This window comes from Campylobacter concisus UNSWCS (genome assembly GCF_000466685.1).
Taxonomy (GTDB): Bacteria; Campylobacterota; Campylobacteria; order Campylobacterales; family Campylobacteraceae; genus Campylobacter_A; species Campylobacter_A concisus_A.
This window is the reverse complement of the sequence record NZ_ANNG01000031.1, coordinates 21,848-34,042: the sequence shown is the minus strand read 5'-3', so window position 1 is coordinate 34,042 and position 12,195 is coordinate 21,848. Positions and strand designations below refer to the sequence as shown.

The window sequence follows — 12,195 nt, the reverse complement described above, 5'->3', positions numbered from 1 at the left end:
GTTTGTGCAAACGCAGCAGGCTAGAGCGTGCTAAGCGGTGTTGAGGTGACAAGTAGCAGTGGCGGATACGGCGTTGATGATATCAAAATTTCAACTAGAAACGCTGGCCTAGCAAAAGACGTGATGAGGGACATCCCTGGCGTCTATGTGGGTGGCACAAACGGCATGAACCAAAAAATTTATATGAGAGGCGTAAGTGACCGCGGTCTAAATATCACGATAGATGGCGCAAAACAAAATGGAAACACGTTTCACCACAACGCCGACTTGCTGATAGACCCTGATCTCATAAAGGCAATAGACGTCGAGGTTGGCTCAAGGTCAGTCGTAAATGGCTCTGGCGCGCTTGGTGGCTCAGTCGCCTTTAAAACAGTCGATGCAAAAGACTTGCTAGAAAGCGGCGAGATCATTGGTGCAAAGATAAAGACTGGATACGCCTCAAATAACAGCGAATTTTCTCAAGGCCTTATGCTCTTTACCACCCCAGTTGAAGGGCTTGACTTTATAGCAGCTATTAATCACAAAGGCTATGACTACGGCAAAAGCGGCAACAAAAGAAAGATAGGCGGCGACGGCAACGACCTTAGCTATCTTTTAAAGCTTGGTTATAGCTTCCTTGATGCGCATAGAATTTCTATCTCAAGAGAACATAATGAATTTAAAGGCATGTATCCAATGAGAGCCGAGTTTGGCAGCTGGTATACTGGTCAATATCCTGTTGATAACCGAAAATATGAACGTGATACTACAACGCTAAAATACGAGTATAAACCAAGTGATCTTCTAAATTTAGATGTAACGGCATACAATACCGAGCATAAAAAAGATGACCCAGTGTTAAAAATTTTGGGCGTAGAGACAAATGGCATAAATGCAAAGGCTAAAAGCGTAGTCGAGAGTGGTGCTTTGACACAGACGCTTAGATACGGCGCTGAGTTTTACCAAAGTAAAAATTTCAACAAACCAGATAATCACTACCCAGAAAAGGTAAATAACTACTCTATCTACGCAGAAGATGCGCTAAATTTTAGCTCGCTAACCGTTACTCCTGGCATCAGATATACGCACCATGAGCTAAAAAGCTACGACGGCAGAGCTGGAAATGTAAAGAGCTACACCTATAAATTTAACGAATTTACGCCAGCACTTGCGCTTGATTATGAGATCATTAAAGGATTACACGCATTTGCAAGCTACGCAAGAGTCTTTAGAGGGCCTGATGTCATGGAGTCGATGATGGCAAGCGGAAGTAGCAGGGGCAGGGCACTAAACTGGAAGGCAAATAAAGATCTAAAAGCGACAACTGGCAATAGCTATGAAACTGGCCTTAAATACCATGGTGATATAAATGAAGCTAGCTCATATAGCCTCTCTGCAAAATACTTCATGACAAAATATAAAAATTTAATAGTTGATAACAACGCAGTAGCAGCAGTAGCTGGTGGAAACCGAACTTTAGTCAGGATAAACGCTGGTGGCGCTGATATAAGTGGCGTCGAGTTACTTGCAAGGCTAAATTTAGACGCACTAAGCCTAGCTGCTAGCTATACTCATCAAAATGTAAAATATAAAGATAGAGTTGTAAATACTTCAACAGGCGGCTACTACGCTTCAAACGTCATCGGCTACCGCGATCAGGGCGATAAATACACATTTAACGCAGAGTACGCATTTTCAAGGATCGATACGCTAATAGGCTACAACCTAATCTACTTTGCCTCAAAAAATACCGTCTCAGCTAACAACGACAATAGCGCAAAGATACCAAGCTACGCAGTTAGCGACATCTACGCTACCTATGCGCCAAGCAGCGGTAAATTTAAAGGGCTAGAGATAAACGCTGGAATTTACAACCTCTTTAACAAAGCATACGCTTCGCAATCACAAAGGATGGCAGATTACACAGGCGATTCAAACTACGTAGATTGGGAGCCAGGTAGAAATTTCAAAGTGAACGTATCTTATAAATTTTAGCTTCGTGGCAAGGTGAGAGCCTTGCCAAATTTCACTTTTACACAGCCTATTTTTTACGCTCTGCTTTTTGCTGTTTGATTTAAATTTAATATAGTATCATTTGTGCAACTAAACTTTCAGGGGAAAAAATGAGGCAAAAGCACTTTGAAGTGGCAATTGTTGGAGCGGGCATTAGCGGGACGGCACTCTTTTACGAGTTGGCTGCATTTAGCGATATAAAAAAGGTCGCGCTTTTAGAAAAATATGATGGCGTAGCGACGCTAAATTCAAGCGGCAAGGGCAACTCGCAGACCATCCACTGCGGCGATATCGAGACAAACTACACGCTAGAAAAGGCAAAAAAAGTCTCACAAGTGGCAAATATGCCAGTAAAATATGCCCTAAAATACAACTTAGAGGGCAAATATATGTTTGCTCATCAAAAGATGACGCTAGCCATCGGAGATGCCGAAGTAGAGCGCATCAAGGAGCGATATGATAGCTTTAAAGAGCTATTTCCTTATCTTGAAATTTATGACAAAGAGAAGTTAAAGCAGATCGAGCCAAACGTCGTTTTTGACGCAAATGGCAATGAGCGCCCAGAAAATATCATCGCAATAGGCACGCAAAATGGTCAGTATACGACGATGGACTTTGGTGGCGTGGCAAATTCGCTCGTGCAAAATGCGCTAAATTTAGGCGGAGATGGCTATGAGTTCAGCCTAAGCTCAGAAGTGACTGATATGAAAAAGGTGGGCGATACCTTTCACATCAAGATAAATGACGGCGAAGTGATCACCGCAAACTACGTCGTAGTCGATGCTGGAGCGCACTCGCTATTTTTAGCTCACAAGATGGGTTATGGGCTACATCTTAGTACGCTGCCAGTTGCTGGAAGCTTTTACTTTGCTAACAAGCGCCTGCTAAACGGCAAAGTCTATATGGTGCAAAACGACAAGCTACCATTTGCCGCACTTCACGGCGACCCAGACATCCTAGCTAATGGCAATACTCGCTTTGGGCCAACTGCCCTTGTCATACCAAAGCTTGAGAGATTTCACGGCTGTTCTAGCTTTTTTGACTTCTTAAAGTGTCTAAAATTTGACAAAAACGTCCTTGAAGTCTTTACAAATTTACTAAAAGATGGGGACATAAGGTCATATATTTTACGAAATTTCTTGTTTGAAGTGCCATTTATCAACAAAAAAGAATTTGTTAAAGACGCTAGAAAGATCGTGCCAAGCCTAAGCGAAAATGACCTAAGTTACGCTGTAAATTTTGGTGGTGTAAGGCCGCAGGTGATCGACCGCAATAAAAAAAGGCTAGAGCTTGGCGAGGGCAAGATCAGCACAGGCGAGGGTATAAGCTTTAACATGACGCCAAGCCCGGGGGCTACTAGCTGTTTTGAAACGGCGAGGGCTGATATGGAGGAAATTTGCAAATTCTTGGGTAAAAATTTTGACGAAGAGAAATTTAACGCCGAGTTTTTTGGGTAGGAAATGACAACAAAAAGTGAAATTTTAAATTTTTTATCATCGCAAAAAGAGAGGTTGTTTTTGCTTGGAGTTACCAAGCTAGGCCTTTTTGGAAGCTACGCAAAAGATAGGGCAGATGTATTTTCTGATATAGATATAGTGATAGAAACAGATGCTAAAAAGATGGTAAAAAACCTTGGTAGTCCTTTTTTGGTAGTTACATTTTTAGATGATTTTAGAAAAAATGTGTCTGATAAATTTGGCGTTTTGGTTGATATATGTGACACCACGTCTATGTCGGCGCAAACTAAAGAAGAGCTAGTAAAAGGAGCCATTTATGTTTGAAAAAGCAAGTGTAGAGCGTCTTAAAAAAATATCTCAAAAAATAGGCTCTATCTTAAATAAATGTAGCGGTGGCATATATGAGGCACTTCACGATGAAGATGTGCTGCAACCTGCCATAATGATGCAGTTTGTTAATATCGATGCGCTATTAAAAGGCATACAAGAGAGCAATGATCTGGAGGCTTTGGCTATTTTTAGCAAAGAAGAGATAAGAGCGATTAGCACAACAAGAAATATCGCGTCACATGAATATGAAAGGCTAAATTTGGAATTAATAGAGATAGCGATTAGGGATTATTTGCCTATTTTGAAAGAAAAAATAGACAAAACGATAAAACAGAAGGAGGCTTGTCTTGAAAACAGCGCAACAAAGAAAAGATGAGAGCATAAAAATTTTAAAAAAAGAGGGCGTGGCGGTGCTTGAGAGCTTGCCACTTCGCTATGAAAATAGCGAGGTTACACCAAGAGATATCGATGAGATAATAAAGCGCGCAGTTTGCTCATTTACAGCAATCATGTGTGCTTGCACGATCCGTGATGAGGGCTCTTTGGGCGAAGAAAATATGGCTTGGGCAAAGAGCTTTTTGGGTGAGGCTTACGACGGACTAAGCATAAAAGAAAAAGAGGTCGTTGAAGACAGAGCCGATATGGACACGGCTGTGAATATGGGCTGGAAATATGAGTCGCTTTGGATCTTGCTTTGGGCGCTTGGCATAGCCGAAGATATCGGTCAGATGGATAAAATTTGCGACTGCGAGTTTGTGATGAATGTCTTTAAAGAGGGCGGGCTAAAAAGCCGCTCAAAGCTTCGCAGCATGGATGAAATTTTAAGTAAGCTCGATCTAGTTTATCGCTACCACTGGGCGTGTGTAAATGCAAGAGTAAATGGCACAAAGGCAGCTGGACTTGACGAAGAGGTCGTTATGGAAAGACGCGCAGGGCTTGAGTGGCTATGCTGCAAAGGGCAGGAAAATGACGACTTGAGCGCTGAATTTAACACTTGGGACTATCCTGATCTAAATACTTGATCTAAGAAATTTTAAGCTCAAATGAGCTTAAAATTTATCTTAATGTAAATGCTATAGGAAAGCGAAGATATCGAGCTTCTTTTGGCTTTGGAAACTCAGAGCTTGCTTTTTTGACATTTTCTAAAGCACCATTGTCAAGCGACTCAAAGCCTGAACTTTTAGTAACCTTTAGCTCATCTATGCTGCCGTCTGTTTTAAGCAAAAATCTAACTTCAACAACGCCTTGATGCTTCATCCTTCTAGCGTTATTTGGGTAGTTTTTATGCTTTTTCACAGCTGCTATGACCTTGCTAAAGTCCTCATCGCTTTGCGCGTTTGATAAATTTAGCTCTTGCGCTACTTTTTGAGCTGGAGCTGAGGCGATAGACTTATTATTTGCTGGTAAATTTGAATTTACAGCAGGTGCTGGGGTCGCGGTAGGAGCTGGCGCAGTGATAGCAGGTTTTGGCTCCACCTTTGGCTCAGGGCGAGGCTCAGGCTTTGGCAGTGGCTTTTTCTCCACTTTTTTTGGCTCAGGTTTAGGCTTTTCTATCTTTTTTGGCTCTGGTTTTGGTAGTGGCTTTGGCTCGACCTTTGGTTCAGGCTTAGGTTCTGGTTTTGGTGGCTCTGGCGGTGGTGGTGGAGCTGGAGGTGTTGGCTCTGGTATCATCACTTGTTCGCTTATCTGCGGAGCCGAAGTTTGCGGCACTGGAGTGAATGAATTTAGAGCTATTTTTATAGGTTTTTGCTCGTCTATCTTTATCTCACTAAAGTTATGTGAAAGCAAAAAATAAGCCGCTGCTACATGCACTATCGCCGATACTGCTAAGCCACTATAGTTTGAAATTTTACTCAGAGACTGTTTGGATTGCAAAGTTTTCGTGTCCCTTTTCTTTTAATATATCTATGACCTTCACAAAGCTCTCAAATTTAGCGTTTTTGTCGCTTTTTAGCTGCACTAAAGTCTTAGTATCAATGGCATTTAGCTTATCTTTCAGCTCATCTTCTGAAATTTCCGCGTCATCTATAAAAAATTTATTATCTTTATCGATAACGACACTCACTTTTTTCTCATCCTCTTTTATCTGCTCTGTGCTGTTAGCGCTTGGTAGATCGACCGCGATCTTGCCTTGAGCGATGAAGGTCGAGATGCTTAGCACGATGGCTAGCAAAACGAGCATGATATCGATAAATGGGACGATATTTAGCCCATCTTTTTTATTTAGACGCATTTTTGGCCTTGTATCTGTTTATCATGACATCGACTTTTCTAACAAAGCCGTTGTAGATCATAAGTGTTGGGATCGCCACAAGCAGGCCAAACGCGGTCGCTTTTAGCGCTAAAGATAGGCCAATCATGATACTTTTTGTATCAATGCCGCCAGCCATACCCATGTCATAAAATGTGATCATTATGCCAGCAACCGTGCCAAGAAGTCCGATATATGGGGCATTTGAGTAGATGATATAAAGTGTGGTTAAATTTTTTGTCAGCGCCCCATCGAGCTCTTCAATGTTTTTGTAGCTATTTATATCGACGCGTGAGTAAAAAATGATACGCTCTATCGTATACCAAAGCACAAAAAAGCTCATAACGCCCAAAATACCGATGATTATATAGTCAATGTTGTGTTTTAAAAGTTCCATAACGCCTCTTATTTTTAAAATTTGAGCGTGATTATAACTATATTGATAGTTAATGTCAAATATATTGTAAAAATGTAACCTAAAAATATTTTATAAGAAGAGAAATTTAAAGAGAATAGATCTGAAGATTAGCGCAAATCTGCGTTATTAATTATATAAATACGATAGATAAGCGCTAAATTTTATAATTTGATAATTGTTTTTAGTATAAATATATGGCTAAATTTTTAGCTCTTTTACCACACGTGCATTTAGTGCCATTTGCATGTGGTGTAAAAATACATTTTGGTAAAAATCACCACTATGCCCTGGTGCGTCGTAGGTTTGCACCAAATTTGCAGGCACGATGATCTCTCTTTTTAAATTTTGCTCATTTGCGCTAAGCCTTAGGTGAGAGACAAGCTGGTAAATGCACATATCGGTGCAGTCGCCCATGATGACAAAGCTATCAAATTTACTTATAAATTTATTAAACTCCTGCGAATAAGCGATACTAAGTGAGTTTTTGTAAAAAATTTTCATCTCGCTAAAAAAGTCTAAATTTCGTAGCTCATCAACTGCCTCTGCCTCATCTTGTCCCTTTAAAGCGTGCGCTGGGAAGCTCGCAAACTCAGCTGAATTTGGCTCATGAGCATCTTGGATGAGGATGTAGTTTTTAAGGTCAAATTTCTCTCTTGCCAGCCTAAAAGTATCTGCTATATGACTTGCCAGCTCGCCTACACGCTTGCTAGCTAGTGCGCCCTCACAACAAAAGCCATTTATCATATCAACGCTTATAAAGGCCACTTTTTCGCTGCCATTTTTAAAAATCTCACTAAATTTAAGTGCTTTTAGGCCATTTTGCCACGCATTTAACTCATCTAAAATTTCACTCATCACTTCTCCTTTATAGGTAAATTTATACAAAATGTCTTTGGCTCAAGGGTTATCTCTATGCTGCCCTTGTGCGCCTCGATGATCTGCAAGCAAAGGTGTAGTCCCAGGCCATTGCCCTTTAGCTTGCTCGTCTTAAATGGCTCAAAGACGATATTTTCATTTTTTATAGAGACGCCGCTGTCATAGACTATAAATTTATGTTCATTTGGCGTCTTTTCGTAGCTTAGTCTTACTACACCTTCGTCGTTTTCGTCCTCTTCGATGGCGTCGATCGCGTTAAATAAAATGTTTTGAAAGACCATCGCGATGAGGTCAAAGTCGCCGCTATAAAGGGCGTCAGGGAAATTTAGCTCAAAACTTATATCTTTTGAATACTCATAAAATTTAAGCGCCTCTTCGCACTCGCTTTTGATGTCTAAAAAGTTAAATTCCTTTGGCGTGATACTAAGCCCTTTTGTAAAAAGAAGCGTCGCTTTGATGATGCGCTCAACCCGCCAAATTCCCTTTTGTATCTGCTCGACGATAGGCAAAATTTTTGGCTCAGCCCTTTTTAAAAGTGTGGAGTTTAGAAGCGAGATAGAGCCTATGGGGTTTCTTATCTCGTGAGCTAGGTGCGCTGCTACTTGACCCATCGAGGCTAGGCGCTCGGTGCGTTTTTCCTGCGTTATATCGGTAGCTGAGATGATCTTTTTATCATCTTTGACCACCTTTTTTACTAGATAAATTTGTGAGCCAAAGCTTAGCTCGCCCTCATCTTTTGGGATGAAATTTAGCGCTTTGCCAAGCTTTTGTGCCTCTGAGTTTTGCAAGAAAATTTCATCATTTTCATCAAGCACCCAAATGGCATTTGGCAAAATTTCCACGATATCTTTTATAAAACCTTGCAAGCTCATATAAGAAGCGGTCAAATTTTTATACTCACGCTCTATCAGATAGGTCTGCTCTATCAGGCTTTTTAGGCCATTTTGTATATCGATATCACTCACAGCAACTCCTCATAATCTTTTATCTCATAAAGCCTAAGCCGCTCATCTTTTAAGCCCAAAAGCTCGTTACTAAAGCCACTTTTTGAAAAAAGCGCCACGATATCAGGCTTTATGCCTAGTCTTTCGCACTTGTGAAGGACTAAATTTAAGACATTTTTGCAAATTTTTCGCTCTTTATACTTTGCTTCGCCGACTATTATCTTGCCATTTATGCTAAAAAGCATGTCTAGCTCTATATTTTTACTCCAAAATGAGCTTAGCAAAATGCCATCAAGCCCAAGCTTTTTAGCCATTAGCTCGCCGCTTAAAAGCTCAAAGCCAAGGCTCGCGTACTCGTCAAATTCTCTTCTTATAAGCTCTAAAATTTCCTCACTCCTGCCCTCTTTTAAAAGGCTTAAATTTGGCTCGATAAATCTAAACCAAAACCTTGAAAAATGGCTGTTGAAATGAATTTTATCCTCTATCTTATAAGCTCGCTCGCTCTTTTTTAAAATTTGGCGCTTATTTTTTACTCGTGGCTTTTCTTGGCTCTTTTCAAGCACTAAAAAATCCTTGCTAAAAAGCTTTGCATAGACCCTATTTGTCATGCTTTGGGGCAAAATTTTATTTACGCTAAATTTCTTTCTGTCGCTTCTAGCAAGCTTAATGAGAGCCATTTTGATGGCCTCGTCGCTATCCTCGTCAAAATAAAACCTAGCCATCAAATTTTTATAATCATCTAAAATTTCAGCCCTGATCGCCTCAAAAACATCGTAGTATGAGCCCTTTAATAAAAAGTCATCAAAAACAAGATGAAATTTTATAACTTCAGCAATACCAAGGTGCTTCATCCGCTCAAATGTCGATTTTATGGCTAAAATTTCGTATCCTTTGTGTGGCGGATTGTAGCATATTTTTAGAAAATTTTAATTATAATCACGCAAAAACTAAAAGGCTAAAGTTGGTAAATTTAGAGCACATTAGAAGAGATATTATTTTAAAAAAAGGGATACATTATTTCGACTACACCGCCTCTGGGCTTGCGTATAAGCCTATCGAGGACGAGGTCGCTGATATCTTAAAAACCTACGCCAACACCCACTCGCTAACATCCTCAAATGCCTATAAAACGCAGCTTTTGTATGATAGCGCTAGAAGCGAGCTAAAGCGATTTTTAGGGCTTGATGATAGCTTTTATCTCATAGCCACAGGATACGGCGCCACTGGTGCGATCAAGAAATTTCAAGAGCTTTTGGGACTTTACGTGCCTCCAGCTGCTAAAAGAAGGTTTGATCTAAAGACAAACAACGACTCGCCGCTAGTCATTCTTGGCCCTTATGAGCACCACTCAAACGAGATCAGCTTTAAAGAGGCACTTTGCGAGGTTGAGCGCATCAGACTTGCAAAAGACGGCAGCATCGACCTGTCTCACTTGGAGCAAATTTTAAAGATAAATGCAGGGCGCGAGATCATCGCTAGCTTTAGCGCGGCCTCAAACGTCACAGGCGTCATAAGCGACTACAAGCAAATTTACACGCTTGTTAAGAAATTTGGTGGCATCGTGGCATTTGACGTGGCGAGCCTTAGTGCCTATGCAAATTTAGACTGCGACTACTTTGATGCGCTCTTTATCTCGCCACATAAGCTTCTTGGCGGAGTTGGTAGCTGTGGGCTACTGGCAATCAAAAAAGTGCTAGCAAATGACGATGTGCCAAGCTTTGCAGGTGGCGGCACGGTAAGCTATGTAAGCAAAAACTACCATATATTTTTAAAGGATCAAGAAGCACTTGAAGAGGCTGGCACACCGCCTATTTTAGGGCTTATAAGGGCAAATTTAGCTTACAAGCTAAGAGAAGAGATAGGGCTTGCTACCATTTACGAAAACGAGAGCGAGCTTAGCGAATACTTTTGTCAAAGACTAAGAGAGATCCCAGAGCTAGTTAGCTACTGCCCGGCAAATTTAAAGCGCCTTGCGATATTTTCATTTAATGTAAAAAACGTAGCTCCATACGAGCTTTCAAAAATTTTAAGCAAAGAGTATGGCATACAAACACGTGCTGGCTGCTCGTGCGCAGGCTCGTACGGACACGACCTTTTGGGGCTAAAAGAGGATCCAAATTTCACCCACAAGCCAGGCTGGGTGAGGGTTAGCCTGCACTATACGCATACCTTTGAGGATATTGATTATCTGGTGAGTGCGATCAAGAAAAGTATCGAGAAATACGCACTTTCGTGGCAGGTCAAAGACCCTTTTGACGTAAAAGAGATAAGTGGGTGTGTGAGTGAGTAAAAAAAATGTTTTGATAGTTGCTGGAAGCGACAGCGTCGGCGGTGCAGGCGTTCAGGCGGATATAAAAAGTTGCGAGGCATTTGGCTGCTTTAGCGCAAGCGTCATCACAGCCGTGACCGCGCAAAATACAAATGGCGTTAGCAGTGTGCTTGCGATGCCAGCAAAGATGGTGAAAGCTCAGTTTGAGATGGTGCTAGCCGAGCTTGGCATAGACGCTGTGAAGGTTGGCATGCTCTTTAACGAGGAGATAATAGCCGTTGTAAGCGCGTTTTTAAAAGAATTTAGAGCTAAAAATGTGCCAGTTGTGATAGACCCAGTTTGTGTGGCAAAGTCAGGGGCAAAACTGCTAGAAGATGGTGCGATCGAGGCGCTAAAAGAGCTTTTAAACCTTGCAAGTGTTGCCACGCCAAATGTAGATGAGGCTAGGATTTTGGGTATTAATTTTACAAATTTGCCTTGCGATATGGTGCTAAAGCGAACGAAGGTTGATGAAATTTGCGAGGATACGCTCTATCTAAAAAATGGTGACGCGATGAAATTTAGCGAGGAGCTTTTTGAGCCAAAGGTGATGCACGGGGCTGGTTGTAGCTTCTCAAGCTCGCTAGCGGCCATTTTAGCGCACCAAAGTGATCTAGTAAGCGCCATAAAAATGGCTAAAAAATTTGTGGCAAATGGGATAAAAAATGCACATAAAAGTAAATTTGGCGCAAGGCTTATAGATCATAAAGCGGGGCTTGATGGCTGAAATTTACGCTATTAGCGATGATATTTTAATGCCTGAAAATTTGGCTTTGGAGTATGCAAGAGAAATTTTGGAGTGTGGGGTTAAATTTTTTCAGTTTAGGTCAAAAAAAGCGGTCAAAAATGAGAAGCTCGCAAGTGAAATTTTAAATTTATGTGAGAAATTTGGAGCAAAATTTATCGTAAATGACGATGTCAAATTTGCTAAAAAAATAGGTGCCAACGCCGTTCATCTTGGCAAAGACGATGAGGGTATAAAAGAGGCGTTTGAGATTTTAGGCAAAGACGCATATGTGGGCGTTAGCTGCTATAACGATATAAATTTAGCCATAAATGCCGCTAAAAACGGGGCCAGCTACGTTGCTTTTGGCTCTGTTTTTACAAGCCCCACAAAGCCAAATGCCCCAAAATGTGGGCTTGAAATAGTTAAAGAGGCAAAGCAAATTTTAAACCTACCTGTTTGCGTGATAGGTGGCATAAATGAGACAAATATCGGCTCGCTCTCTCATACCAAACCCGATCTCATCGCCATCATCTCAGCGATCTACAAAGATGGCAACATTAAAGAAAATATCAAAAATTTGCAAAGAATAATTGAGCTAAATTTCTAAGCCTAAGCTATTTTTAGTAAAAATTTGTTTTGAACTATGATAAACATTAAACCGCATGCAGTGCGCTAGCACATTTGCATGCCCCTTGAACGTGCGAGGGGTTTAGGGGATTTAAAAAGGGGGATAAGGGGACGGCCTCGTAACTTGAGTCCCCTTGTTTTCCTTTTGGATAAAGAGTTTATGAATTTAAAATCTTGATTTCAAAAATAGAATTTTACTATTTCTGCAAATTTTAAAATTCCACTCACTCGCAAGAATTGACTACTAAAATTTGGCTTCGCTTAT

General features: G+C 41.0%; 14 protein-coding genes. 8 read left to right on the top strand and 6 right to left on the bottom strand.

All coding sequences use genetic code 11. From position 1 onward, the window contains the following. Positions 1-27 precede the first annotated feature (27 nt). The 5 genes from UNSWCS_RS07295 (at position 28) to UNSWCS_RS07275 (ending at position 4,801) form a co-directional block, all read left to right on the top strand. On the top strand, positions 28-1,974 hold the full coding sequence (locus UNSWCS_RS07295; RefSeq protein WP_235044398.1) for a TonB-dependent receptor domain-containing protein: 1,947 nt from the start codon (positions 28-30) through the stop codon (positions 1,972-1,974). A 128-nt stretch (positions 1,975-2,102) separates the two neighbouring features. Then, positions 2,103-3,449, top strand: coding sequence for an FAD-dependent oxidoreductase (locus UNSWCS_RS07290; protein ID WP_021087969.1), 1,347 nt, complete (start codon positions 2,103-2,105; stop codon positions 3,447-3,449). A gap of 3 nt (positions 3,450-3,452) precedes the next feature. Further along, positions 3,453-3,773, top strand: coding sequence for a nucleotidyltransferase family protein (locus UNSWCS_RS07285; RefSeq protein ID WP_021087994.1), 321 nt, complete (start codon positions 3,453-3,455; stop codon positions 3,771-3,773). Continuing rightward, positions 3,766-4,155: a DUF86 domain-containing protein gene (locus tag UNSWCS_RS07280; protein ID WP_021087984.1), complete on the top strand. Its 390-nt coding sequence runs from the start codon at positions 3,766-3,768 to the stop codon at positions 4,153-4,155. Before UNSWCS_RS07285 ends, UNSWCS_RS07280 begins: the two co-directional genes overlap by 8 nt. After that, positions 4,127-4,801, top strand: a complete 675-nt coding sequence (locus UNSWCS_RS07275) for a DUF4272 domain-containing protein (RefSeq protein WP_021088028.1) — start codon at positions 4,127-4,129, stop codon at positions 4,799-4,801. Before UNSWCS_RS07280 ends, UNSWCS_RS07275 begins: the two co-directional genes overlap by 29 nt. Before the next feature lie 34 nt (positions 4,802-4,835). Here the strand turns inward: UNSWCS_RS07275 and UNSWCS_RS07270 are convergent, their stop codons facing one another. From UNSWCS_RS07270 to UNSWCS_RS07245, 6 genes are all read right to left on the bottom strand, one after another. Then, a complete protein-coding gene (locus tag UNSWCS_RS07270) occupies positions 4,836-5,654 on the bottom strand; it encodes an energy transducer TonB (protein WP_035143693.1) in 819 nt (272 codons plus the stop codon). Then, positions 5,629-6,012, bottom strand: coding sequence for a TonB system transport protein ExbD (exbD, locus tag UNSWCS_RS07265; protein ID WP_012140137.1), 384 nt, complete (start codon positions 6,010-6,012; stop codon positions 5,629-5,631). The genes UNSWCS_RS07270 and exbD overlap by 26 nt, the downstream gene beginning before the upstream one ends. Beyond that, a complete protein-coding gene (exbB, locus tag UNSWCS_RS07260) occupies positions 5,999-6,427 on the bottom strand; it encodes a TonB-system energizer ExbB (RefSeq protein WP_021087981.1) in 429 nt (142 codons plus the stop codon). Before exbB ends, exbD begins: the two co-directional genes overlap by 14 nt. Before the next feature lie 219 nt (positions 6,428-6,646). Continuing rightward, entirely contained in the window at positions 6,647-7,303 is a 657-nt protein-coding gene (locus UNSWCS_RS07255) for a cysteine hydrolase family protein (protein WP_021088013.1), read from the bottom strand. After that, a complete protein-coding gene (locus tag UNSWCS_RS07250; RefSeq protein WP_021088016.1) occupies positions 7,303-8,289 on the bottom strand; it encodes a sensor histidine kinase in 987 nt (328 codons plus the stop codon). Before UNSWCS_RS07250 ends, UNSWCS_RS07255 begins: the two co-directional genes overlap by 1 nt. Next, positions 8,286-9,119, bottom strand: coding sequence for a DUF234 domain-containing protein (locus UNSWCS_RS07245; protein WP_021088030.1), 834 nt, complete (start codon positions 9,117-9,119; stop codon positions 8,286-8,288). Before UNSWCS_RS07245 ends, UNSWCS_RS07250 begins: the two co-directional genes overlap by 4 nt. Before the next feature lie 110 nt (positions 9,120-9,229). Between UNSWCS_RS07245 and UNSWCS_RS07240 the strand changes: the two genes are divergently transcribed. The 3 genes from UNSWCS_RS07240 to thiE are packed head-to-tail and all read left to right on the top strand — an operon-like array spanning position 9,230 to position 11,910. Beyond that, the gene (locus UNSWCS_RS07240; protein ID WP_035143706.1) at positions 9,230-10,558 is read left to right on the top strand and encodes an aminotransferase class V-fold PLP-dependent enzyme; all 1,329 of its coding nucleotides are present in this window, start codon (positions 9,230-9,232) and stop codon (positions 10,556-10,558) included. Next, on the top strand, positions 10,551-11,303 hold the full coding sequence (gene thiD / locus UNSWCS_RS07235; RefSeq protein WP_021087989.1) for a bifunctional hydroxymethylpyrimidine kinase/phosphomethylpyrimidine kinase: 753 nt from the start codon (positions 10,551-10,553) through the stop codon (positions 11,301-11,303). Before UNSWCS_RS07240 ends, thiD begins: the two co-directional genes overlap by 8 nt. Further along, positions 11,296-11,910, top strand: coding sequence for a thiamine phosphate synthase (gene thiE / locus UNSWCS_RS07230; RefSeq protein ID WP_021087990.1), 615 nt, complete (start codon positions 11,296-11,298; stop codon positions 11,908-11,910). Before thiD ends, thiE begins: the two co-directional genes overlap by 8 nt. The last annotated feature ends 285 nt before the right edge of the window (positions 11,911-12,195 follow it).